The organism is Rubeoparvulum massiliense, from assembly GCF_001049895.1.
Taxonomy (GTDB): Bacteria; Bacillota; Bacilli; order Rubeoparvulales; family Rubeoparvulaceae; genus Rubeoparvulum; species Rubeoparvulum massiliense.
In genome coordinates this window covers 942,425-967,056 of record NZ_CVPE01000006.1, presented here as the reverse complement: position 1 = coordinate 967,056, position 24,632 = coordinate 942,425, and the positions used below count along the sequence as shown (strand labels likewise).

28 protein-coding genes are annotated in these 24,632 nt (G+C 43.4%); all 28 read left to right on the top strand.

Features of this window, described 5'->3' with window-relative positions:
- Position 1 precedes the first annotated feature (1 nt).
- The 28 genes from hslV to BN1691_RS12330 all read left to right on the top strand — a co-directional run bounded on the left by hslV (position 2) and on the right by BN1691_RS12330 (position 24,631).
- Entirely contained in the window at positions 2-547 is a 546-nt protein-coding gene (gene hslV / locus BN1691_RS12465; protein ID WP_048602505.1) for an ATP-dependent protease subunit HslV, read from the top strand.
- Between the two features lie 15 nt (positions 548-562).
- Entirely contained in the window at positions 563-1,960 is a 1,398-nt protein-coding gene (gene hslU, locus BN1691_RS12460; protein ID WP_048602504.1) for an ATP-dependent protease ATPase subunit HslU, read from the top strand.
- Between the two features lie 25 nt (positions 1,961-1,985).
- Entirely contained in the window at positions 1,986-2,765 is a 780-nt protein-coding gene (gene codY, locus BN1691_RS12455; protein ID WP_048602503.1) for a GTP-sensing pleiotropic transcriptional regulator CodY, read from the top strand.
- 310 nt (positions 2,766-3,075) lie between these two features.
- On the top strand, positions 3,076-3,447 hold the full coding sequence (gene flgB / locus BN1691_RS12450; RefSeq protein ID WP_048602502.1) for a flagellar basal body rod protein FlgB: 372 nt from the start codon (positions 3,076-3,078) through the stop codon (positions 3,445-3,447).
- Between the two features lie 2 nt (positions 3,448-3,449).
- Entirely contained in the window at positions 3,450-3,908 is a 459-nt protein-coding gene (gene flgC, locus BN1691_RS12445; RefSeq protein WP_048602501.1) for a flagellar basal body rod protein FlgC, read from the top strand.
- A 13-nt stretch (positions 3,909-3,921) separates the two neighbouring features.
- On the top strand, positions 3,922-4,221 hold the full coding sequence (gene fliE / locus BN1691_RS12440) for a flagellar hook-basal body complex protein FliE (RefSeq protein WP_048602500.1): 300 nt from the start codon (positions 3,922-3,924) through the stop codon (positions 4,219-4,221).
- Between the two features lie 57 nt (positions 4,222-4,278).
- On the top strand, positions 4,279-5,853 hold the full coding sequence (gene fliF, locus BN1691_RS12435) for a flagellar basal-body MS-ring/collar protein FliF (RefSeq protein ID WP_048602499.1): 1,575 nt from the start codon (positions 4,279-4,281) through the stop codon (positions 5,851-5,853).
- 13 nt (positions 5,854-5,866) lie between these two features.
- Positions 5,867-6,880: a flagellar motor switch protein FliG gene (gene fliG, locus BN1691_RS12430; protein WP_048602845.1), complete on the top strand. Its 1,014-nt coding sequence runs from the start codon at positions 5,867-5,869 to the stop codon at positions 6,878-6,880.
- Entirely contained in the window at positions 6,873-7,685 is an 813-nt protein-coding gene (locus tag BN1691_RS12425) for a FliH/SctL family protein (RefSeq protein ID WP_048602498.1), read from the top strand. The genes fliG and BN1691_RS12425 overlap by 8 nt, the downstream gene beginning before the upstream one ends.
- Positions 7,686-7,689: 4 nt before the next feature.
- A complete protein-coding gene (gene fliI / locus BN1691_RS12420; RefSeq protein ID WP_048602497.1) occupies positions 7,690-9,030 on the top strand; it encodes a flagellar protein export ATPase FliI in 1,341 nt (446 codons plus the stop codon).
- A gap of 2 nt (positions 9,031-9,032) precedes the next feature.
- Positions 9,033-9,467, top strand: a complete 435-nt coding sequence (gene fliJ / locus BN1691_RS12415) for a flagellar export protein FliJ (protein ID WP_048602496.1) — start codon at positions 9,033-9,035, stop codon at positions 9,465-9,467.
- Positions 9,468-9,488: 21 nt separating this feature from the next.
- Positions 9,489-10,190, top strand: coding sequence for a MotE family protein (locus tag BN1691_RS12410; protein WP_048602495.1), 702 nt, complete (start codon positions 9,489-9,491; stop codon positions 10,188-10,190).
- Positions 10,191-10,260: 70 nt separating this feature from the next.
- Positions 10,261-11,694, top strand: a complete 1,434-nt coding sequence (locus tag BN1691_RS12405) for a flagellar hook-length control protein FliK (RefSeq protein ID WP_048602494.1) — start codon at positions 10,261-10,263, stop codon at positions 11,692-11,694.
- Positions 11,695-11,711: 17 nt separating this feature from the next.
- Positions 11,712-12,170, top strand: a complete 459-nt coding sequence (locus BN1691_RS12400) for a flagellar hook capping FlgD N-terminal domain-containing protein (protein WP_048602493.1) — start codon at positions 11,712-11,714, stop codon at positions 12,168-12,170.
- A 27-nt stretch (positions 12,171-12,197) separates the two neighbouring features.
- Entirely contained in the window at positions 12,198-12,590 is a 393-nt protein-coding gene (locus BN1691_RS12395; protein ID WP_053083769.1) for a TIGR02530 family flagellar biosynthesis protein, read from the top strand.
- Positions 12,591-12,696: 106 nt separating this feature from the next.
- Positions 12,697-13,518, top strand: coding sequence for a flagellar basal body rod protein FlgG (gene flgG / locus BN1691_RS12390; protein WP_048602492.1), 822 nt, complete (start codon positions 12,697-12,699; stop codon positions 13,516-13,518).
- A gap of 294 nt (positions 13,519-13,812) precedes the next feature.
- Complete coding sequence (locus BN1691_RS12385) at positions 13,813-14,178, top strand: flagellar basal body-associated FliL family protein (protein ID WP_048602491.1); 366 nt, start codon at positions 13,813-13,815, stop codon at positions 14,176-14,178.
- Between the two features lie 63 nt (positions 14,179-14,241).
- Positions 14,242-15,237: a flagellar motor switch protein FliM gene (gene fliM / locus BN1691_RS12380; protein ID WP_048602490.1), complete on the top strand. Its 996-nt coding sequence runs from the start codon at positions 14,242-14,244 to the stop codon at positions 15,235-15,237.
- Complete coding sequence (gene fliY / locus BN1691_RS12375; RefSeq protein WP_048602489.1) at positions 15,230-16,549, top strand: flagellar motor switch phosphatase FliY; 1,320 nt, start codon at positions 15,230-15,232, stop codon at positions 16,547-16,549. Before fliM ends, fliY begins: the two co-directional genes overlap by 8 nt.
- Before the next feature lie 58 nt (positions 16,550-16,607).
- Positions 16,608-16,970: a response regulator gene (locus tag BN1691_RS12370; protein ID WP_048602488.1), complete on the top strand. Its 363-nt coding sequence runs from the start codon at positions 16,608-16,610 to the stop codon at positions 16,968-16,970.
- 18 nt (positions 16,971-16,988) lie between these two features.
- The gene (locus BN1691_RS12365) at positions 16,989-17,600 is read left to right on the top strand and encodes a flagellar biosynthetic protein FliO (protein ID WP_048602487.1); all 612 of its coding nucleotides are present in this window, start codon (positions 16,989-16,991) and stop codon (positions 17,598-17,600) included.
- Positions 17,601-17,683: 83 nt separating this feature from the next.
- Positions 17,684-18,349, top strand: a complete 666-nt coding sequence (gene fliP, locus BN1691_RS12360) for a flagellar type III secretion system pore protein FliP (RefSeq protein WP_231638429.1) — start codon at positions 17,684-17,686, stop codon at positions 18,347-18,349.
- A gap of 14 nt (positions 18,350-18,363) precedes the next feature.
- On the top strand, positions 18,364-18,633 hold the full coding sequence (gene fliQ, locus BN1691_RS12355) for a flagellar biosynthesis protein FliQ (protein WP_048602486.1): 270 nt from the start codon (positions 18,364-18,366) through the stop codon (positions 18,631-18,633).
- 4 nt (positions 18,634-18,637) lie between these two features.
- Complete coding sequence (gene fliR / locus BN1691_RS12350; RefSeq protein ID WP_048602485.1) at positions 18,638-19,420, top strand: flagellar biosynthetic protein FliR; 783 nt, start codon at positions 18,638-18,640, stop codon at positions 19,418-19,420.
- On the top strand, positions 19,420-20,493 hold the full coding sequence (gene flhB / locus BN1691_RS12345) for a flagellar biosynthesis protein FlhB (RefSeq protein WP_048602484.1): 1,074 nt from the start codon (positions 19,420-19,422) through the stop codon (positions 20,491-20,493). The genes fliR and flhB overlap by 1 nt, the downstream gene beginning before the upstream one ends.
- Before the next feature lie 29 nt (positions 20,494-20,522).
- Positions 20,523-22,556: a flagellar biosynthesis protein FlhA gene (gene flhA, locus BN1691_RS12340; RefSeq protein ID WP_048602483.1), complete on the top strand. Its 2,034-nt coding sequence runs from the start codon at positions 20,523-20,525 to the stop codon at positions 22,554-22,556.
- A gap of 1 nt (position 22,557) precedes the next feature.
- A complete protein-coding gene (gene flhF / locus BN1691_RS12335) occupies positions 22,558-23,766 on the top strand; it encodes a flagellar biosynthesis GTPase FlhF (protein ID WP_048602482.1) in 1,209 nt (402 codons plus the stop codon).
- The gene (locus BN1691_RS12330; RefSeq protein ID WP_048602481.1) at positions 23,759-24,631 is read left to right on the top strand and encodes a MinD/ParA family protein; all 873 of its coding nucleotides are present in this window, start codon (positions 23,759-23,761) and stop codon (positions 24,629-24,631) included. The genes flhF and BN1691_RS12330 overlap by 8 nt, the downstream gene beginning before the upstream one ends.
- The last annotated feature ends 1 nt before the right edge of the window (position 24,632 follow it).

Here is a 24,632-nt window from a genome sequence, read left to right as displayed (position 1 = left end):
GATGGAACCCATTCAATTTCATGCGACAACGATCTTTGCCATCCAGCATAATGGTGGTGCTGCCATGGCAGGTGATGGTCAAGTAACATTTGGTAATGCCATGGTGATGAAGAACACGGCGAAAAAAGTACGTCGTCTCTACCGCGGTCAAGTTGTAGCAGGATTTGCTGGCTCTGTTGCAGATGCTTTTACACTATTTGAAAAATTCGAGGGTAAATTAGAGTCATATAATGGCAATTTAATGAGAGCTTCCGTAGAATTAGCGAAGGAATGGCGGATGGACAAAATGCTCCGTCGCTTAGAAGCATTGCTAATCGTGATGGATAAGGAAAATCTACTACTCATCTCAGGCAATGGCGAAGTGATTGAACCTGATGACGGAATTTTGGCCATTGGTTCAGGTGGCAACTATGCATTAGCAGCGGGGAGAGCATTAAAACGGCATGCTTCCCATTTGTCAGCTCGTGAAATTGCCGAGGAAAGCTTAAAGGTGGCTTCGGAGATTTGCGTTTATACCAATGATCATATCATTGTTGAAGAGCTTTAGAAGGGAGGTAGCTTAATGGATCAAAAGGCCTTAACGCCAAGACAAATTGTAGATGAATTAGATAAATACATCATCGGTCAAAAGCGAGCAAAGCGTGCGGTTGCTGTAGCCCTACGTAATCGTTACCGTCGTAATCTGTTAAATGAAGACGTGAAGGAAGAGATTGTTCCTAAAAATATTTTGATGATTGGTCCCACCGGTGTTGGAAAAACCGAGATCGCCCGTCGTCTGGCTAAACTAGTGCGTGCACCATTTATCAAAGTGGAAGCAACTAAGTTTACAGAAGTAGGATATGTGGGCCGTGATGTAGAATCGATGGTACGTGATTTAGTGGAAACCTCCATCCGCATGGTGAAGCAAGAAAAGATGGAGGAGGTAATGGATAAGGCAGAGCAGCATGCCAATGAGCGCCTTGTTGACCTCTTACTTCCGCAAAAAAAGAAAGCGCCAGCAATGAAGAATCCTTTAGAAATGCTCTTTGGCTCCAGCGATGAAGATACAAGTGAGAATGAACCGAAGGGTGATGAAGAGGAGCTTCAGCAAAAGCGGCGCATGATCACCTATAAGCTAGGTTTAGGTGAATTGGATGACCAATTGGTAGAGATTGAAGTGGAGGAACAAGCTCCCAATATGTTTGATCTCCTGAATAATCAGGGCTTTGAACAAATGGGTGTCAACATGCAAGATCTTTTTGGTAATCTCCTTCCTAAGCGTCGAAAAAAACGGAAAGTTCCTATTGCTGAAGCACGAAAGATCCTTGCTCAAGAAGAAGCACAAAAGCTCATCGACATGGATGAGGTGAACCAAGAAGCGATCCGTCGTGCTGAACAAGATGGGATCATCTTCATTGATGAGATCGATAAGATCGCTGGAAAGGAATCTGGTTCTCCAGATGTTTCTCGCGAGGGTGTACAACGTGATATACTGCCAATTGTTGAAGGATCGACAGTGATGACCAAGTATGGTCCGGTTAAAACGGATTATATGTTATTTATTGCTGCCGGAGCCTTCCATATGAGCAAACCTTCAGATTTAATTCCCGAATTGCAAGGACGTTTTCCCATTCGTGTAGAACTGGAGAGTCTTGGCGAAGATGAGTTTGTTAAAATTTTAACAGAGCCTGAGACTGCCATGACCAAACAGTATATGGCACTATTGGCTACCGAAGGCATTAAACTTACATTTACGGAGGAAGCAATTCGAGAAATTGCAGTAATTGCTACAAAAGTTAACGAAGAGACCGATAATATAGGTGCAAGGCGTTTACATACGGTATTGGAAAAATTATTAGAAGATCTATCGTTTGAGGCGCCAGAAATCACTTTGGAAGAAGTCCAAATTACTCCAGCGTATGTTCGTGAAAAGCTGGAATGCATCGTGGAAGATCGGGATTTAAGTGCATATATTCTGTAGCACAAAATGATTAGGAGGAAATTCAATGGATCTACTAGCGAAGACACGTAGAATTAATGGTTTACTACAAAAAAGTGCAGGACACGCGGTGAACTTTTTTGAAATGTCAGAGGTATTACGCGACGTGATTGACGCCAATATCTTTGTTGTAAGCCGTAGGGGTAAACTTCTGGGGTTTGCCATTGCACAAGATATTGAAAATTCACGCTTGAAACAAATGTATGAAGAGCGGCGTTTCCCAGAAGAGTATGCCTCTAATCTACTAAAAGTAGAAGTGACAAGTGCTAATATTGGAGTGGATAATTCGCTTACTGCATTTCCTGTTGAAATGAAAGAGGTATTCCGTAATGGCTTGACTACCATTGTCCCTATCAATGGTGGTGGCGATCGTCTAGGAACCCTAATTCTGGCCCGCGTAAATAAAGAATTTAATGACGATGATTTTATTCTTGCTGAGTATGGAGCAACCGTAGTAGGGATGGAGATTCTACGTGAGCGTTCAGAAGAGATTGAAGAAGAAGCACGAAGCAAGGCTGTTGTTCAGATGGCCATTAGCTCACTTTCTTACAGTGAATTAGAAGCTGTTGAGCATATCTTTGAGGAGCTAGCTGGGAAGGAAGGACTACTGGTTGCAAGTAAGATTGCTGACCGCGTAGGTATCACTCGTTCGGTGATCGTAAATGCGTTGCGTAAGCTAGAAAGCGCAGGTGTCATCGAATCCCGTTCATTAGGTATGAAAGGTACCTATATTAAAGTTCTTAATGAGAAATTGCTACCTGAATTAGATAAATTGAAGACGATGTAGTATTTTTAGACTGTTTTTTCGACAAAAACATATAAAAAATAGCCCAATCTTCCTGTATGATTGGGCTTTTTTCATACCTAATAATTTGGTACGATAAGATAGAAAAGAGTTCCATCTATATATTTCGTCGTATTCTTCCTCTTTTTTAATTAGAATATTATTTTTTTTTTAAAACAAAAGCAAAAAAGTGAAGAATATTGCTAGGAGTTCCATATATAAGTAGTCCTTTTATGCTATTATATTTGTAGCATACATACATGAATAGCGAGGTTTATAAGACTTTAAGCATGATCAGTTTGGGGGTGTGAATGTGCAACTGTGGGGACCGAGTATCAATTTATTGGAACAGGCGATGGGTGCGACGAAGCTTCGTCAATCAGTCACTAACAACAATATCGCCAATTTTGAAACGCCCTATTATAAGAGTAAACAGGTAGAATTCGAATCCATCTTAAAAGCAGAACTATCCAAATACGGAAATAATGGTAGGACTATGGAAACATCTCGGGTACGGCCAGTTATCACCAGCTCCAATAATTTAGTGATGAATAATAATCACAATGATGTGGATGTGGAGTATGAAATGGTTCGACTGGCAGAAACACAAATCCAATATAATGCCCAAGTACAGGTTTTGAATTATCACTTTTCACAATTACAACGATCGATTGGTGGTAGGTAGTGATGGGTATCTTTACAGGAATGGATATTAGTGCTTCAGCTCTTACTGCTCAGCGTCTTCGTTTAGATGTGATCTCTTCCAATATCTCCAATAGTACCTCAACAAGGGGCAGATATGTGAATGGTCAATGGGAGCCCTACCGTCGCAAAATGGTCATGATGGAGGAAAAATCCGGCGCTTCCTTCGCTCAAGTTTTATCCGGTATTCGCGATGGTAATGTCTCTGCTAATCGCGGTGTACGTGTATCCAGGATTGCTGAGGATCCTACACCATTCAAACGTGTCTATAAACCAGAGCATCCTGATGCTGATGCAGAGGGGTATGTATCGTATCCCAATGTGGATATGACGAAAGAGATGACGGATCTGGTTGTGGCGATGCGAGCTTATGAAGCTAATGTAACAGCTCTTAACGCTACGAAGGCAATGAATATGAAGGCGTTAGAGATCGGTCGAAGGTAAGGAGGGCTAAGGAATGATTAATGGGATCCAATCAATATCTGCAGTAGATCAAGTAGGTAACCGGTTTCTTAATAAGACAGAAACCACCAAGCAATCATCATTTGGCGATATGCTCCAAACTGCATTCGACAAAGTAAATGAAGCACAACTCCATGGGGAAGAGATGACAACTAAGCTGGTCACTGGTGAGGTAGAGAATCTCCATGATGTACTTATTGCAACAGAGAAGGCTTCCATTGCTCTTCAACTTACCGTTCAAGTGCGAGATAAGGCGATTGAAGCATATCAAGAAGTTATGCGGATGCAAATCTAATGGGGAGCATTGATTCAAATAATACTTGGATGCATGGTTGGCTAGTGAGGTGGAACAATGAACGAACAGCTTGAACTCTACCGCAATAAATTAATGGAGATATGGAAGAGTACATCGACCAAGAAGAAAATATTGATCGGGGTAACCATTCTCTTCCTCCTCGCTGCAATTGTTCTAACAGTGCAGCTTGCATCAAAGACGGAGTTTGTCCCATTGTACAACAGTGAGTTGTCAGAGGCAGAAGTGGGAGAAATAAAAAGTCAACTTGATGCATCTGGTGTGAAGTATCAATTATCCCCATCAGGTACTTCGATTATGGTGCCTGCTAAGCAGCGAGCAGAGATTGTTACAAGTCTTGCCAGCGAGGGCTTCCCGCGTACTGGAGCCATTACATATAAGGATATCACAGAGAATATGGGATTGGGTGTCACTGATAGTCAGTTTAATCTTCAAAAACAAGCTGCACTTCAATCAGAGATCGAACGGTTAATTGAACGAGGCATCGATTCAATCGAATCAGCTCAGGTGATTCTTGATATCCCAGAAAAATCTTATTTTCTTACTGATGAAGAAGATGTAGCGACAGCTTCTGTTGTGGTACGAATTCGACCAGGCTTCCAATTGGATCAAGCCAAGGTGAATGGTCTATATCATCTCGTTTCAAAGAGCGTTCCCAATCTTCCAACTGAAGAGATTGTAATTATGGATCAGACGGGTAAAGTGTTGGAAATGGTGGAATTAGATGAGTCAGGTCAAAATCTAAGTGGCTATGAGCAACAACGCCAAGTAAAAAAAGATATCGAACGCGACATTAAACGAGAATTGGAAGCGCTGTTAGGGAAGGTACTTGGTCCAGATCAAGTGATTGTCTCAGTATTTGCCACCCTTAACTTCGATAAGCAAACGACGCAGCAACAGCTGGTCGAACCTGTTACGGAAGATGGTAAGGGGATTGCCACAAGTGAAGAAAAGATCACAGAAAGCTTCACTGGTGAAGGCGCTGTTCCAGGTGGTGTTGTGGGAACAGGCCAAGGTGATATTCCTGGTTATCCAGGGGTGACTGGTACCAATGGAAATAGTGAATATGAGCGTGTTGAACAACGGGTGCAAAATGAAGTGAATCGTATCTCTCGTGAGATTGTTTCTAGTCCCTACTATGTTGAAGACCTAGCCATTACCGTGGCAGTTGATGTAGGGGAACAGGCTAATAGTGATGAACAGATTGCCGTGATCGAAGGAATATTACGGAGTGTGGTTCAGACCTCTTTGGCAAACTCACCACGTCAAATGACCGATGAAGAGCTTGCGCAAAGGATCAATGTATTGCCACAAACATTCCAAAAAATGCCAGTACCTGAGGCTGAAAAAGGGATTAATCCGCTGATCTTATACTTATTAGCAGCATTAGCAGCCCTTGCTCTAGCTGGCTTAGCCTTCGTACTTGTTAAGAGAAAGAAACGGGAAGAAGAAGAGCTGGATCAGCTGGCTACAGCGCCAAAATCTACGGAGATCCCTGACATACCTTATGAGGAGTCAGAAGGAACAATGGTTCGCAAACAATTAGAAAAGCTAGCACAGCAGAAACCAGAAGACTTTGTCGGCGTGTTGCGAACATGGTTGGCTGATGATTAGGGAGTGAAGAATGTTGGCACGAGTAGGGAAAGAGTTGAGCAGCAAGCAAAAAGCGGCCATACTATTGATTACCTTGGGTCCAGAGGTTTCGGCCCAGGTCTTTAAACACTTGCGTGAGGATGAAATCGAACAGCTTACGCTGGAGATTGCCAGTGTTCGCAAAGTGGAAACAGATGAGAAAGAGTCTGTACTAAATGAGTTTTACCAAATCTGTGTGGCTCAGGATTTCATCGCACAGGGGGGTATTACATATGCAAAAGAAATCTTGGAAAAGGCATTAGGCCGAGAAAAAGCATCGTCCATTCTCAATCGACTAACCGCATCCTTACAGGTACGGCCCTTTGATTTTGCTCGTAAGTCTGATCCAGCACAAATCTTAAACTTTATCCAAAATGAGAATGAACAGACCATTGCCCTAGTCTTAGCTTACTTGGAACCAACACAAGCGGCTCAGATTTTATCGGAATTGCCCCATGAAAAACAAGCTGATGTGGCCAAACGGATCGCCTTGATGGAAAGTACTTCACCAGAGGTGATCAATCAAGTGGAACAAGTACTAGAACAGAAGCTTTCCTCTACGCTAACCACTGATTACACTGAAGCAGGTGGTGTGGAAGCGGTAGTTGATATCTTGAATGGTGTAGACCGAAGTACAGAACGAACCATTCTCGATGCTCTAGAAATTCAAGATCCCGAGCTGGCCGAAGAGATTAAAAAACGGATGTTCGTCTTCGAGGATATTGTTACCTTGGACGATCGCTCGATACAACGTGTTATTCGCGATGTGGATAATGAAGACCTACAGCTTTCCTTGAAGGTAGCCAGTGATGAGGTTCGCGATTTGATCTTCAAAAATATGTCCAAACGGATGGCAGAAACATTCAAGGAAGAGATGGAATTTATGGGGCCTGTACGTCTCCGTGATGTAGAAGAGGCTCAAACGCGAATCGTCGCTGTTATTCGACGTTTAGAGGAGGCCGGTGAGATTATCGTTGCCCGTGGTGGAGGTGATGATATCATTGTCTAAAACGGTTCTCAAGTATTACCAATACCAACGTGTAAATGAGCAGAAACAGATCGAGCTACTTCAAGCATATGAAGCTGACCTTCCTAATGAAGCGATTGTAGATGAGAAGGAAGATGCTACTGAGCTTCCTAAGCCCTTTAATCAACAGGCTTTCAATGCAAAGCTTCAGGAGATCGAACGATTACGTCAGGAAACAGAAAGTTGGGTTGCAGAGCAGCGTCAGCAACTGGCAGTAGAAATCGCCGAAGAGCGAGAAAGACTTCATGAAGAGCTTGTCCGAAAAGCAGAAGATATGCAGCAAACAGCATGGGAGGAAGGACATCGCTTAGGCTATGAAGCTGGGAAACAAGAAGCAGATGCTCAATTCTCACAACAAATTGAACTGGCTCAGCAGACCATCAAGGAGGCAAATAGCCTTTATACACAACGAATGAAAGCACTAGAACCTGATATGATCCAACTGGTTTTAGCCATCGCTGAAAAGGTACTGGGTCGCGTTTTGCTTGAGAAAGAGAGCTTTATTTCCTATATTGAGGACCAACTAGCGAAGTTAAAGGAAGAAGACATCATTCATCTCTTAGTTCATCCTGAACAGTTCGGGATGGTGAAAGAACGAGAGGAGCAACTGCGGCAATGTATTCCTTCCAAAGCAACCCTGGTAATTTTACCTGACCATCGTGTAGCACCAGGTGGTGCCATCCTTGAAACTTCATTCGGTAGCTATGATGCCCGTATCGATAGTCAAATGCAACAAATTCAACTAGCCTTCCAACAATATCTCCGTAGTAGAGAGAAGGGAGTATAGTCTGATGCAAGACGCTTCTTCATCGCAGTTGGTTTCCATTGATCCCTATTTAAATATATTAAAACGCCTTGACCCTATAAAGAAGAATGGTAAGGTTTCACAGGTGATCGGTCTAACCATTGAATCCCATGGCCCTGATGCACAAATAGGTGAATTGTGTCACATCTATCCCAATCAGGATGGGGACCCGGTTCTCTGCGAGGTGGTTGGCTTTAAAGCTGATTCTGTTCTCTTAATGCCCCTTGGTCCGTTGGAGCATATCTCTCCGGGCTGTGATGTAATCGCCACTGGAGAAACACTACAGGTTAAGGTAGGAGATGAATTACTAGGTCAAGTTCTTGATGGTCTAGGACGACCCTTAAATGGTAGCCCTTTATCACCTACAATGGAGGTTTACCCTGCTTATCAACTACCTCCCAATCCCCTGCTGCGACCGCGGATTGAGGCACCGCTTTCTGTAGGTGTAAAGGCCATTGACACCCTCTTAACCATCGGTTGTGGTCAACGTGTGGGAATCTTTGCAGGGAGTGGTGTAGGGAAGAGTACGTTGTTAGGCATGATCGCCCGTAATACGGAAGCAGATATTAATGTGATCGCATTAATTGGTGAACGAGGACGGGAAGTTCGGGAGTTTATTGAGCGAGACTTAGGAGAAGAAGGCTTACGTCGTTCCGTAGTGGTTGTAGCCACCTCGGATCAACCAGCCTTGATCCGCATTAAAGGTGCTTTTGTTGCAACGGCCATCGCTGAATATTTCCGCGATCAGGGTAAAAATGTGATGCTGATGATGGACTCTGTAACCCGTTTTGCCATGGCACAAAGAGAGGTTGGCTTAGCCATTGGTGAACCACCAGCTACGAAGGGATATACACCTTCGGTATTCGCCCTCCTTCCACGTTTAATGGAACGAGCTGGAACTTCGGAAAAGGGTAGCATCACGGGCTTCTATACGGTCTTAGTTGAAGGTGATGATATGAACGAACCCATTGTTGATGCTGCTCGTGGTATCCTCGATGGGCATATCGTCTTAAATCGCAAAATCGCGCAAAAGGGTCAGTACCCCGCCATTGATATCTTGCAAAGCGTAAGCCGATTAATGAAAGAGATTGTAAGTGATTCACAACTGGAACTGGCTCAGAAGGTTCGTACCCTATTAGCAACCTATCAGGAAGCAGAAGATTTGATCCAAATCGGCGCATACAAGCGAGGAAGTCAGCAGGAGATTGATCAAGCCATTCAATATCACGAACCTCTTCGTTCCTTTTTAATGCAAGGCGTTAATGTATCATACTCCCTATCTGATAGCTTTCAACAGATGGCTCAGTTACTAGGAGAGGCGGAATAGTGATGTATCATTATCGAATGCAACGAATTCTCGATGTGAAGAAACACTATCGCACGATTACCGAGAAGAGACTCCAGCAAGTGAGGGCAGAACTCTCATCACATGAAGAGAGAGTGGATTCTCTTATACACCATCGCAATGACTTAGAAGAAGAGATGGCTCGCGTCTCATCGGAGGGAACTTCCATCACTCAACTTCGACTGCTGCAAACCTATGTGGAAACGGTAGATGAGGCTCTCGATCATGCGAAAGCAGATCTAGAATCCTGTCATCGCGAAGAATTGATTGTTCAGGCAAAGTGGAAGCGAAATCGGATGGAAGAGCAAATGTGGGAAAAACTTCGTGAGAAAGATTGTGAAGAGTATATAGAAGCAGTCAACCGGGACGAGCAGAAGATGCTAGATGACCTAGTAAATAGTAGATATATGAGCAGATGAGTGGAAGCAGGGGGTGATGAGATGGAAGATGTGATGGGACATGAAGAGAAAAAATACCGCTGGTGGGAGTGGATATTCTACATTATCATTCTTCCACTTCTCTTTACCAGTATATTAGTAGGAACATTGATGACCGTGATGGGCTATGATGTGCTGAATGGTGTCATGACAACTTTGAATCGTGTGCCCATCGTTGAAAAAGTGATACCAGACCCCCAAGTTAAGTTGGAACCAGAAGAAGAACGTCGCGCCAATAATATGGAAGCATTGAAATCAGAAATTCTTCGTCTTGAAGAGACTCGAAGCAATTCTGAAAAACAAGTAAAAGCATATGAGCAGGAATTACAATCGAAGGATCTTGAAATTGCCAGGCTTCAAGAAGAGTTGAAGAAGGTACAAGCTGAGATCGTGAGCCAGCAAGTTGCTGTTGAACAGCAAGCTCAGGATTTAAAAGAGATTGCAGATATCTTTCGCTCGATGAGTGCGAGTAAGGCAGCTAAAATTATCGATCAATTAACCACCGTTGAAGCAGGGCTCGTCTTAGAAGGTTTAAAACCTGAAGAGAAGGGGCCGATTCTCGCAAAGATGTCGCCTGAAAAGGCAGCATCCTTAACGATGTTGCTCACAGAAGGAGAACTGAGTGAGGATCAGAAGACAGCTGCTTATCAGCAAGAGATTGCTCGCCTCAAAGAAGAGTTAAAAAATAAAGAAGGATCAAAGTAGCTTCAAGGTCATTACAGCATTTGAATCATCACTTGAATTATACAAAGCATTGAAAGGAGGTGAGAAAAAGATGCAGACGAGTATTCAATCAATGGGAATGCTTCCAACACAGAGCATGAGCCTAGCAGGGACCAACCAATTATCTACCGAGAACTCACCAGCATTTGCCCAGCTACTTCAATCAATTGCGCTGAATGGCGAATCAATTCAGAGTTTAGAAGGAATGGATGAAGAATTGTTGGAAATGCTTGCTGGCTTACTAGCTACCATGGAACTCATTCTTCCTCAGCTTCAGCTATCAGGGGATCCTGAGCAAGGCGAACTAGCGCAATGGGGGAGTGAGCTTCAAGGGGAATTGCAACAAGCCCTTGCACGATTTCCGCAGAATTCAGTGGATATACAGTCATTAGAATTGCTGAAGGAACTACAAGTTTGGACCGAGAGATTGACACAACTGGTCAACGAGGAAGAACCTGTAGCACTACCTGAAAGTAGTAAACTCATTGGTGAGGAAATTAAAAACTCATCCACGATGACTGTCAATGCTCAAGGCATGGTAGAAGATGAGCCTAAGCTTGGACGATTAACACAACAGCTTCAAGCTTTAATCCCTCTCATTTCCCGGGAAACCATTAAAGTGGTAGCACGAGCTAATGATGGGCAGGTTGCAAAGAGTTCTTTACCTAATCTTCAACTGTTGTTTCAAGACTCAATAAAAGTGAATTCAACCATTCCAACTCAGCAGAGTTTCGTTGGAGAAGTTGGAACAGCCAATTCTCTAATACCAGGAGGAATTCAACAGGCTTTCACAGTAGCAGCCAAAGAGTCCATGTTGGCAGTATCCGTTCAAACTGTAGAGAAGGGCAACCAACAGAGCAATCTTGCAACAGCTCAGCTCCTAGATTCACAAGAAGGGGAACCTGCTCAGCCCTTCAGGATTTTCACCCATCAGTATGCTGCTAATCCAATTCAAAGCCATCACAGTTCCTTGTTACAGGCTAGTCCATCTGTAACACAGCCTGCTGTTATGTCACAAGTGAAGCCCATATTGGTGCAACACTTTCAATTAGCCCAGCAAAATGGTGTGAGTGAAGCGACGATCTGGTTAGTTCCAAAATCACTAGGACGTATTCAGATCCATGTGGTAGCTAATCAAGGAAATATTACTGCACAGATTGTGACACAAACACAAGCTGCAAAGGAAGCATTGGATAGTCAAATGTCTCAATTACGGCAAACACTATTGCAGCAGGGCTTTGCTGTGGACAAGCTTGAAGTAATTCAACAGCCTCTTCCCCAAAGCCAGAATAGTACACCACTACCGCAACGTGATTCCTCTCAAGGGAATGCTCAACATCAATTCCAGCAGGATCAACATCGCGAGAATGATGACCATCATGAGAAGAACTCTCCGAGCTTTCAAGAGTGGATGTCGCAGGTAGATGGGCTTGAGGAATCAGAACTGCTTTTCCATGAAAAAGGTACGATTCACTATCAAGTATGATAGGTTGGTGACGATGTATGCCATCCATTAATCAGACGACAACAGAATATCAGTATTATGCCAAGGTGAAGACCAACGAAGAGAAATCCATCTTAGGTAAAGATGACTTTTTACGAATCTTTGTGGAGCAACTTAAGCAGCAGGATCCGCTTCAGCCAACAAGTGATAAAGAATTTATTGCTCAGATGGCACAATTTAGCTCTTTGGAGCAGACGATGAATATGACTACATCATTGAAAAATATTGAACAACAATTAAAGGAACTTCCAGCAGCCAACCTCCTTCAGCAACCGATGATGCTTGCAAGTCTATCGCAAATGATTGGTAACACAATCTATTGGAAGGAGACAGATTCTACCACAGAATTATCCAGTGGCAGCGTAGAATCGGTTGTTCAACGGGACCAGCATTTTTATTATGTATTAGCGGGTGGTACGGAAGTGGAAGTAAGTAAAGTAGTACAAGCAAGTAAATAAGTGATGAATTAAGAAAGTGTGGTCGGAATGAATAAGACGTTACCCATTGGATTAAGCCATCTGTCACAGCCGCCAATCGGGAGACCCACGCACTCTGCTACTCATTCAGCTGCCCATCCTTCATTTCAGGAAGAACTGGTTAAAGCGCAAGCTACCCTTCGCCAAGAAGAGCTACATTTTAGCCAGCATGCTCATAAACGACTTTCTGAACGGGGCATTCAATTGTCAGAACAAGAGATTGACCAATTGAATGAAGCGGTGGATAAGGTAGCAAGTAAGGGGGGTCAACAATCTGTAATCATGATGAGAGACCTCGCCTTTGTTGTAAACATTCCGAATAAAACGGTGATTACAGCGATGCAAGGGGAACAGATGAAGGAGAATATCTTCACCAATATCGATAGTGCAATGTTTGTCTAACCGGGAATAACATACAGGAGAGAATGACTGGCCCTTGAAAAAGGAAGTCAACAGGTGGGGACCGATTGAACCGCCTGCTCCTGTCAAAACAAGGGGGAAGAATTGAATGCTACGATCGATGTACTCAGGTGTATCGGGTATGAGAGGGTTTCAAACGAAGCTAGACGTGATTGGGAACAATATTGCCAATGTGAATACAGCCGGGTTTAAAAAAAGTCGTGTCATGTTCCAAGATATCTTAAGTCAAACTGTTGCGGGCTCCTCAGCTCCAGAAGAAGGAGAACGAGGTGGTGTCAATCCTCGGCAAGTTGGGTTAGGCGTTCGTATGTCAGCCATCGATACCTTACATACACCAGGTAGCCCGATGATGACCAACGTTCCTACAGACGTTGCCATTAACGGAGATGGATATTTCTTAGTTTCTCCAACAGGTGAGGAACCATATTACCTAACGCGTGCAGGCGATTTCAAACTAGATGCCTATGGCTTCTTAGTTAATTCCCAAGGATTGTTCGTGGCAAGCGTAGATGGTGGGCCAATTCAAGTGAATCGTGAGGAATATAACTCCTACTCCATCTCCGAATCAGGTGAGGTTCTTGGTACCAATGGCGATGGAGAAACGAATGTTGTAGGAACCATCGGTTTATCCATTGTTGCCAATCCTGCTGCTTTAGAGAAGATTGGGGGCTCTTTATATAAGATGACTCCCAATGCCAATCCAGATGGAGAAATGGGAGACCTTGTCGCTCCTGGGGACCCAGAGGTTGGAAGTGGTACACTAGCTGCAGGTATGCTAGAAATGTCCAATGTGGACTTAACCGAAGAATTTACGGAGATGATTGTGGCACAACGGGGCTTCCAAGCCAATTCCCGGATTATCACAACATCGGATGAAATTCTTCAAGAGGTTGTTAATCTAAAACGATAGGGTAGATTCACCTTCATGCAGGATTGGTAGGTCTCTGACCCATTCAAATTTGTGAGTCATCCTACCTATCCTGCTCCTTTCAATTTTTTTGATCAATCTAGCATATTGATGAATCAATGGTATGATAGTACTATCAATGATCAATCTAGCATTGCTTTATATTAATATTCTAGAATAGGATGGGAATAAAGAGCGGAGTGATGGGGTTTGTTCAACAATCGTCTTGTAAACATAGCCATAATCATACTAGTTTCATTAACATTGATAGCTGTCGTTTTTTTGGTTATATGGAAGATGGATTTAGCCTCGTTTCCAGGTTCCGATGATCCTGCAACTGAAGTGAAAGAGAAAACCATTGCAGAAGTGAACGATTGTACGGTGGATTTTGAGAAGATTACCACAGATCTATATAGTGGAGAACATATTCTCCTTCAGTTTTCGCTCGTGGCCAACTCTGTTGATGGCAAGAGTGAATTGGAACTGATGCAGCGTCAAGTCACCAGTGAAGCCATTAAGCTACTGGCTGCAAAAACTGGAGAAGAGTTAATGGGCACTGATGGTTTACTCACTTTCGAAGCACAGCTTATCAATAATGTGAATCGCTTGATGAAGGATGGCAAGGTTGTTGATGTGCTGATCACAACGAAGGTGATTCAATAGCAACCGTCAATCAATAGTACATAAGATAGGATATTCTGGCGTAGTGAAGGTGAGGTGAACCATGTGGCAGAGGTGCTTTCACAGAATGAAATCGATTCGCTATTAGCTGCACTCTCATCTGGTGAGATGGATGCGGAGCAGCTAAAGCAAGAGAAAACCGAAAAGAAAGTTAAGACCTACGATTTCAAACGAGCATTACGATTTTCCAAAGATCAAATTCGAAGCTTAACGAGAATTCATGAAAATTTCGCTCGCTTATTAACTACATACTTCTCCGCAGCATTACGTACATTTGTTCAGATCAACGTAGCTTCTGTGGATCAATTACCCTATGACGAATTTATTCGTTCCATTCCAAAAATGACGATCCTAAATATCTTTGAAGCACCCCCCCTCGAAGGGCGTATGGTTCTTGAAGTGAATCCCAATATCGCATATGCCATGCTTGATCGATTAATGGGGGGAAGAGGGGTCACACCTAGTAAAATCGACCATCTTACAGAGATTGAGACGATCATTTTAGAGAAGATCTTTTCTAAGGCCTTGGATCATTTCAACGAGGCTTGGAAAAACGTAATTGAATGTGAAGCTTACCTCGATGTGATGGAGACTAATCCACAATTTATGCAGATTGTTTCTCCCAATGAAACGGTGGCAGTAATCTCACTCAGTACCAAAATCGGCGAAGTTTCAGGGATGGTTAACCTATGTTTACCCCATGTAGTATTAGAACCTATCATGCCTAATCTTTCTGCCCATTATTGGATGGGGCATCAGAAGAAGTCTCGTGATGAAGGGGAGCTTGTAAAACTTCAGCAGAATGTTTCTCTGGCCGATATACCAGTAATCACTGAACTTGGCCAATCGACCATGACAATTCAAGAATTCCTACAATTGGCTGTTAACGATGTGATTGTCCTAAATCAAGAGGTAGAGCAACCCCTTATCGTTTATGTTGATCACATTCCGAAGTTTTACGGACAGCCAGGAACGGTCAAAGGGAAATTAGCAGTTCAAATTACTGGATTGTACCGGAAAGGGGAGGATGAAGATGAGTAAGGATATGCTTACGCAGGAAGAAATAGAAGCATTGCTGCGTCAGAATGAGTTAGATAAGCAGACGCAAAGCAGTGAGAGTCAAGAAATAGAAGCAGGGACCATAGAAGCAGGGTCCATAGATGATTCATTTACATTAACCGATGCAATCTCAGCTTTTGAACAAGATGCTTTAGGGGAGATTGGAAATATATCCTTTGGAAGTGCAGCTACAGCTCTTTCAACCTTACTAGGTCAAAAGGTAGATATCACGACACCAACTGTCTCCTTGATTAAGAAAGCAGATGTGGATCAAGAGTTTCCTAATCCCCATGTCGCCATTTCAGTTCAATTTACCCAGGGCTTTGAAGGGGTTAATCTCCTAGTGATGAAGATTCAGGATGCTGCCATTATTGCTGATTTGATGATGGGTGGAGATGGAACACAGCCCAATCTAGAGATGTCTGAGCTTTACCTCAGTGCAGTTCAAGAGGCGATGAATCAAATGATGGGTTCAGCTGCAACATCCATGTCCACGATTTTTGATCGTCGTGTAGATATATCTCCACCAGGTATTGATATGGTGGACTTTGCCCGTGGGAAGGGGCAGGAGCATCTCCCACATGATGATTATCTGGTCAAGGTCTCCTTCCGACTCCGGGTAGGAAATTTGATTGACTCCAATATCATGCAATTATTACCGATTACCTTTGCGAAAATGCTAGTGGATACCCTGATGCAGGCTAGTGAACCATCGCTTTCTTCTACACAAGGAGAAGCGATAAGCCAAGGTGCTGCACCGCAATCGATGCAACCACCGATGCAACCTTCTGTGCAACAACCAATGCAGCAACCGGTACAACAGGTAGCAGCTCCAATGATGAATCCAAGCAATCCGCCGATCAATCAGCCGTATATGCCGCAGCAAATGCAGCCACAGGTAGCTATGGGATATCAAGCACCCATGCCTCAGCCTCAGCATCCCGAGCAGATGTATGGTCAATCGGTGATCTCTAATCCCCAAGTTCAACCTGTGCAGTTTACCAATATGGATACACAAAGCAGTGTTGTAGGTCAACAAAACTTGAACTTATTATTGGATATCCCCTTACAAGTCTCAGTAGAACTGGGGCGGACCAAGCGGAGAATTCAAGAGATTCTCGAACTAACTAATGGCTCGATTATTGAATTGGATAAGCTAGCGGGAGAACCGGTAGATATTCTCGTCAATAATAAATTGATTGCAAAGGGTGAAGTGGTGGTTATTGATGAGAACTTTGGTGTTCGTGTAACCGATATAATTAGTCCCATTGATCGGGTTCAGAAGTTACAGTGATTTAATCGTTTCACTTATAAATCAATGAAATTGAACAACTGTACAGGAGGAGATTATAATGGCTAACATTTTAATTGTAGATGATGCAGCTTTTATGCGAATGATGATCAAAGAAATCTTAACAAAGAATGGGTTTAATGTGGTTGGCGAAGCTTCCGATGGAGCCCAAGCCTTAGAGAAGTACCAGGATTTAAAACCTGATCTTGTTACGATGGATATTACCATGCCTGAGATGGATGGGATTACGGCATTGAAAAAAATCCGTGAAATCGATCCCAGTGCAAAGGTAATTATGTGCTCTGCAATGGGGCAGCAAGCCATGGTAATTGATGCCATTCAAGCTGGTGCCCGTGACTTTATTGTCAAACCGTTTCAGGCTGATCGAGTTATTGAAGCCATTAAAAAAACTCTGTCTGCTTAAGCAGTTGGTTGAATGCTGATGAAACCACTTATGAAATTACAGAAGCAATTACGAAAGGCACTCTGTTTGTTCGCAGTACTAATTATACTAACCATGGCTTCACTAGCTGTTTTCGCAGTGGATGGACCGGCGAATGATACCATAAATACACCCACCCAGACGAATGAAGACAGCGAGCAGTTGACAGGGTTTCAAGAGATTAGTATCGGAAAGATGCTATTCCAATTGATCGGCTCCCTACTATTGATCGTTCTCTTAATCTATGGCGTAGTTAAATTTATCGCTGTTCGTACCAATCTCCAGCCATCTACACCATTTCGGCTCATTGGGGGTATCAACCTCGGTCAAAATAAGTCGGTTCAAATGGTAGAGATCAATAAACAACTCTATCTCCTTGGGGTAGGTAATGAGATTCGACTGCTGGATAAAATTACAGATCAAGGAACCATCGAGGAGATCTTGGTGCAGGCGAATTGGCTAGCAGAGAATCAAAGGAAGCAGAGCTGGGTCCCATGGCTCAAGCGCAAGACAAAAAAGGAAGAGGCTTCCACGGATTTTGAAGTGGAATTGAATCGCGTATTACAAGGTTGGAATAAAGGTTCAGATGAGGAAAGGAAGGATCGGCCGTGAAAAAACAGGTTCTATTTCTAGTGGCTGTGGGATTAATACTAGCAGCCCTAGCGCCTGAACAAGTTTCGGCTGCTCCGACGAATATCGTGCCAGGTGTAACCTTTACCAGCGATAAGCCTGGCGATGTAGCTGTCACTTTGCAGATTATTCTACTGATTACCATCTTATCCATTGCTCCAGCCATTTTGATCATGATGACCTCTTTTACAAGGATTGTCATTGTCCTGGGCTTTGTCCGAACAGCACTAGCAACGCAACAGATGCCACCCAATCAGGTAATCATTGGTCTAGCACTTTTTATGACATTCTTCATCATGGCGCCTACATTTGGGGAGATCAATGACCAGGCACTTCAACCTTATTTAGATGGTGAGATTACACAGACAGAAGCGTTTGACAATGCGGTCCAGCCGATGAAGCAATTTATGGCAAAGCAGACACGAGAAAAGGATTTAGCACTCTTTATGAATTATGCAGGACAGGAGAAGCCTAACTCTATTAGTGAGATTCCGCTAACCTCTTTAATTCCTGCCTTCGCCATCAGCGAATTGAAGACAGCGTTTCAGATGGGATTTCTTATTTTTATCCCCTTTCTAATTATTGATATGGTTGTGGCAAGTATTTTGATGGCCATGGGGATGATGATGCTACCACCTGTGATGATTTCATTACCGTTCAAAATTCTCTTGTTTATCTTAGTTGATGGTTGGTATCTCGTTGTTCAATCCTTGTTGTTTAGCTTTTCATAAGGTGGAGGATATCAGTGACTGAAGAGTTTATAATTCATCTATCGGAAAATGCCGTCTATACCATTCTACTAGTGACTGCACCTGCCTTAGGAGTAGGGCTCCTTGTGGGACTACTGGTGAGTATTTTCCAAGCCACCACCCAGATCCAAGAGCAAACACTAGCTTTTATCCCGAAGATCGTCGCAATTTTGGTAACCATTGTCCTTACTGCACCATGGATGTTAACCAAACTTATCGATTTCACGCACATGTTGCTAGACAACTTGCACCAATTTGTAAGGTGATAATATGAATGCAACGCTACTTATTCAATATGTACCAGCATTTCTCTTAATATTGGTGCGCATCAGTTCGTTTTTTGTAACTGTGCCAATTTTTTCGAGTCGTGGTGTCCCAAGTCGACTGAAGATCGGTACAGCTTTTTTTATATCAATTTTGGTCTTCTTTCAGGTGGGAATCCATGTGATACCCATGGACTTTAATTTTTTTATACATATTTTTAAAGAGCTAGCTGTAGGGCTTGCCTTAGGCTTCATTGCCGCATTATTTATTTATGGAATACAAGTAGCAGGCTCATTCATTGATATGCAGATCGGCTTTGCTATCGCCAATGTGATCGACCCTCAGACGGGTGCACAGAGCCCTTTAATCGGGAATTTTAAGTATATGCTGGCTGTGCTTTTCTTCCTGGCCATGGATGGTCATCACCTCTTTATTCAGGCCATTCAACAGAGTTATACATTCATACCGTTACAACAGCTAACCATACCACTGGGTTCTGAGAATGTGATGCAGTTTGTCACCCATGCTTTTATCACCATGTTTGAGATGGCGTTTAAAATGGCAGTACCCATTGTAGCAACACTTTTTTTAGTGGATATTGCCTTGGGGATCGTGGCAAAAACCGTTCCACAGCTCAATGTGTTTGTTGTGGGGCTTCCACTTAAGATCATGATAAGCTTCATCGTACTATTAGTGGCGCTACCGGGTTTTTTCTATCTCTTAAAAATCTTGTTTGCTACTATGTTTGAAGCGATCTCCACATTAATGCAACTCTTGGGGGAACCGTAATGCTCCGCCTTGACCTACAATTTTTCGCTCAAGAAAAAACAGAAAAAGCCACACCGCAAAAGCGTAAGGAATCGCGGAAAAAGGGCCAAGTGGCCAAAAGTGCTGAAATTCCTTCCGCCCTGATTATGCTCTTTGTCTTCCTCTTCCTACTCATGTTGGGGAGCTGGTTTGGCGGGATTCTCTTAAATGTTTTTCACTTGAGCCTCGATCAATTGGATGATTGGGATCTATCACAGAAGAATCTTCAAGTGTTGATGGAGCGCAATGTATGGGAGACAGCGAAAGTATTGCTTCCCATTATGGGCATCGCCTTAGTGGCAGGATTATTCGGGAACTATATTCAGATAGGCTTTCTCTTTACTACGGAACCCTTAAAAGTGAAATTGAATCGGATCAATCCTATTGAAGGAGCGAAACGAATCTTCTCCAAACGAGCGCTGGTTGAGCTATTGAAGACGTTGCTCAAGATTACCATGGTTGGTTCAGTAGTGGCACTGATACTTTGGAATGAAAGAGATTCCATCTTCACCTTACCCTACATGCCACTATGGAATGTTTTAGGCTTTGTGGCTACCTTATCTGTGAAGCTTGGGATCTATGTTGCGCTTCTATTGCTGGTCCTCTCCATTTTTGATTATGCATACCAGCGCTATGAATATGAAAAGAATTTGCGCATGTCCAAACAAGATATTAAAGACGAGTACAAAAAGACGGAAGGGGATCCGCTGGTTAAGAGTAGAATTAAAGAACGGCAACGACAGATGGCCATGCAGCGGATGATGCAGGAAGTGCCCAAGGCAGATGTGATCATCACGAACCCGACGCATTTTGCAGTTGCCCTTCAGTATCAGGAGGAATTTGGCGCACCGAAAGTGATTGCGAAGGGGCAGGATTACATCGCTCTAAAAATCAAAACCATCGCAAAAGAGCATGAGATTATGGTTATTGAGAATAAGCCCTTAGCACGAGCCCTCTATTTCCGTGTAGAGTTAGGAGAGTTCATACCTGAAGACCTATTCCAGGCTGTTGCAGAAGTACTAGCATATGTCTATCGTGTTAAAGGTCAGATGTAATCCTTTAGCTGTTGAGGGGAGGAGATTGAATGAAAGGGAAAGACTTAGTCGTTTTAATTGCAGTCATTTTAATTGTTGCGATGATGGTGATTCCTCTTCCAACAGAACTTCTTGACTTCTTATTGATCATAAATATGTCACTGGCCTTACTCATTTTAATGGTGGCTTTGAATACGAAAGAAGCCCTGCAATTTTCCATCTTTCCTTCATTATTATTGCTAACTACCTTATTTCGTTTAGCACTTAATGTTTCAACCACTCGCTCCATTTTAACCAAGGCAGATGCTGGCCGTGTCATTGACACCTTTGGTAGCTTTGTTGTTGGTGGCGAAGTTGTGGTTGGTTTTGTTGTCTTCCTCATCCTTGTTATTATTCAATTCATCGTAATCACCAAAGGTGCTGAACGGGTTGCTGAGGTAGCTGCACGGTTTACCCTGGATGCAATGCCAGGAAAACAGATGAGTATCGATGCTGACTTAAATGCAGGAATGATCACAGAAGATGAAGCACGGACACGTCGTCGTAAAATCGAACGGGAAGCAGATTTCTACGGAGCGATGGATGGTGCTAGTAAGTTTGTTAAGGGGGATGCTATTGCTAGTATCGTCATTCTGGTCATCAATGTACTAGGTGGATTTATTATTGGGATGGTAGTGCATGGCTATGGTTTCGCTGAATCAGCCCATATCTTCACCTTGCTCTCAGTAGGTGACGGATTGGTGAGTCAGATCCCTGCCCTCTTAATCTCAACAGCAACAGGTATCGTTGTAACCAGTGCATCTTCAGAGGGCAACCTCGGGGAAGAGATTACAGGTCAATTGCTGGCATATCCTAAATTACTTTATGTGGTTGCAGGAACCATCGCCTTATTAGGCTTGTTTACACCAATCGGTGTTTTGATAACCGCACCAGTTGCTGGATTTATCGCATTTGGTGGGTATCGTATGCAACAGCGTGCAGAAAAAGCAGAGGCAGTAGCGGAAGCCATCCCTGATGAGACGCCAGATAGCGATATTCGTAGTCCAGAGAATGTGGTAAATTTATTACAGGTGGATCCCATTGAATTTGAATTTGGCTATGGGTTAATTCCCCTTGCTGATAGTAATCAGGGCGGTGATCTCCTCGATCGGGTGATCATGATCCGACGCCAAATTGCTCTTGAGCTAGGGATTATCGTACCTGTAATCCGGATACGAGATAATATCCAACTGCGTCCCAATCAATATGTCATTAAGATTCGCGGAAATGAAGTAGCCCAAGGTGAGATCCTCCTCGATCACTTTTTAGCCATGAGTCCAGGGATTGATGATGATTCGATTCAAGGTATCGAGACCATTGAACCAGCATTTCAACTCCCTGCTTTATGGGTGAATGAAGAGATGAAGGAGCGAGCTGAATTGGCAGGCTATACTGTGGTGGATCCTCCCTCTGTTGTAGCTACACACCTAACAGAGGTGATTAAGCAGCATTCCGCAGAGTTGTTAGGAAGACAAGAGACCAAGACCCTGCTTGACCATGTGAAAGAAGGCTATCCAGCTTTAGTGGAAGATGTGATTCCTAACGTGATCAGTATCGGTGAATTACATAAGGTTCTCCAAAATCTTTTATCAGAACGGATCTCCATTCGCAATCTCCCTGCGATTTTGGAAGTGATCGCAGATTATGGCACCTATACGAAGGATCCTAATCTACTTACGGAGTATGTAAGACAAGGACTTTCTAGACAGATTACCAATCAGATTACAACTCCAGGTCAACCTCTCTATGTACTAACTGCAGGAGCAGGTTTAGAGAAGAAAATTGCCGAAAGTATTCAAAAGGGCGATCATGGGAATTATCTGGTGATGACGCCACAAGATTCACAACAACTGTTCGAACAAATGCAACAGCAATTGGAACAGATGACAGCACAAGGGTATCCTCCAATTATCTTAACGTCTCCAGCTATTCGCATGTATTTGCGTCAATTTACCGAGAAGGTCTTTCCTGATGTGATGCTCCTTTCTTACAATGAATTGGAGCCACAGGTAGAAGTGCAAAGCGTTGGGGTGGTGAATATCTAAAATGAAAGTGAAACGTTATCTTGTGGACTCAATCAATGAAGCGGTAGGTATTATTCGCAAAGAGATGGGACCCGATGCAATTATCATCAGCAGTAAACCAGTGAAAATTGGAGGATTCCTTGGTTTTTTTGCTCAGCGCAAGATCGAGGTGCTTGCTGCTATTGATGAAGAGGTACGCAAGCCATCTGCCGAAGAACAGCGAGGTAAAGCTTCCTCTTTTCAGGAAGTGATGGAAGAAAAAATGAATAGTAGTAAGCCAGAGAATCAAGCTGCCATCACCTATCAGCGTCCTCGTCCCAAGGCAGGAGCCGTTCCTGCACAAGGAACTGATGATCATGTAACGAAGGAACTGAAAGAGATGCGCCAGATGATGGTCTCTTTTATGCTTGGGCAAAAAGAGACACCTCCTTCCTTTGAACCATTTCGACAACTGCGGGACCATCTGCTTCAACAGGATGTCCATGAAGCAGTGGTTGTAGAGATTCTCGATCAGATTCTCCAACGGAAAGCATCTGATTATACATGGACCAACGAAGAGGTGTGGCAGGAAGCAGAGGCGGTTGTACAAGCGATTTTTTCGAAACGGATTAAACCATCAACGAAGGCTACTACCTTTCCACGACTCATTCAAGTGGTGGGACCCACTGGTGTTGGTAAAACCACCACCATTGCGAAGCTGGCAGCCGATCAGGTTTTAAAGAAGAAACGCGTAGCCTTTGTAACTTCTGATACATATCGTATCGCTGCTGTTGAACAATTGAAAACCTACGCGACCATCTTAAATGTTCCTTTTGAAGTGGTCTTCTCTGCTGCAGATTTACAAAAGTCTCTACAAAAATGTTCCGATTTTGATCTAATTTTCATGGATACAGCAGGACGTAATTTTTTACAATCAGAGTACATTCAAGAGGTTCGGAATTGGATGGAGGTAGCAAAGGGAAGTACTGAAACATACCTAGTCCTAAGTCTCACCATGAAAAATACCGATATGGAAAAAATCATTCAACAGTTCTCGGGGCTTGGTATCGATCGGTTAATTCTCACGAAGTCAGATGAAACCATGAGCTACGGTAGCATTTTGAATCTAGCTGTTCATCATCCGTTTTATTTTTCTTATTTAACCAATGGTCAAAGTGTACCTGATGATATTATCGAGGTGGATGCAGATAAGTTGGCAACTCTTCTCTTGGGAGTGAATGCAAATGAATGACCAAGCCCAATCGTTGCGTGAACGCTTGGAACAGATGGAGTTGAGCCCACGGCGCAAAACAAGAATCATCGCAGTGACCAGCGGAAAGGGTGGTGTAGGGAAATCCAACTTTACACTAAACTTTGCCATTCAACTCCAGCAACTCGGTAAAAAGGTAATGATCTTAGATGCAGATTTAGGACTCGCCAATCTTGATTTACTGTTGGGATTGAATCCGCGTTATACCCTATTGGATATGGTGAAGGAACATTTAAGCATCTGGGAGGTATTGGAGGAAGGACCTAGTGGTTTTCACCTGCTAGCGGGGAGCTCAGGTCTACAGGAGCTGGGCAGGCTTGAGGAACGCAATTTAATCTATCTTTTTGAGCAGCTCAACCAACTGCAAGGCAAATATGATTATATCTTGATCGATACGGGAGCAGGGCTCTCTACAGAATCGTTACGGCTCATCCTCTCCGCCGATGAAGCGTTTATTATTACAACGCCTGAGCCAACCTCATTAACCGATGCCTATGCAGTGGTGAAGACCATCCTTAGTAAATCTCAGGACGTGGAATTGAAATTACTTGTGAACCAAGTCCAAGGCTTCCGTGAAGGACAGAGTACAGCTCAACGGTTACAAGAAGTGACTGAACGTTTCCTAGGGAAGGGGATCCAGCTATTGGGCACTATCTCCCATGATAGCCATGTATCAAAAGCAGTGAAGCAGCAGCAACCACTCAGTATCCTCTATCCCAATTGTGAAGCATCCATTCAATTGCAGCAGATCGCTCGTAGATATGTATCAGGTGAGGTAGGAGTACAGCAGGAAAGCACAGGCATGAGAAGGTTTTTACAAAGGATGGCATCAATGATTCGACGATAAG